The sequence below is a fragment of the Citrobacter sp. TBCS-14 genome, from assembly GCF_005280805.1.
Lineage (GTDB): Bacteria > Pseudomonadota > Gammaproteobacteria > Enterobacterales > Enterobacteriaceae > Citrobacter > Citrobacter gillenii.
The window spans coordinates 1-208 of sequence record NZ_SZWM01000677.1 but is presented as its reverse complement, the minus strand read 5'-3'; the positions used below and the strand labels follow the sequence as shown (position 1 = coordinate 208).

Here is a 208-nt window from a genome sequence, read left to right as displayed (position 1 = left end):
CCGCCACAAGTCAGGCGCAGTACGTGAATCGCGTGCTGGAGCGCGAGGTGTTCAGCGCTATCGATATGCCTTTTGAGCAGTCGGTGCATGACACGCTGGAAGCCCTTACGCAGATGATCCAGACCCGAAAATATCGCCGGTTGATCCTGATGGTGGATATTGGCTCGCTGGTCCATTTTGGCAGTACGATCAGCAAATTATTTCAGAT

1 protein-coding gene is annotated in these 208 nt (G+C 52.9%); it reads left to right on the top strand.

Going from position 1 to position 208, the window contains the following annotated elements:
• Positions 1-208 (top strand): hypothetical protein (locus tag FDX22_RS20645; protein WP_146717700.1); only part of this gene is annotated, 208 nt, incomplete at both ends.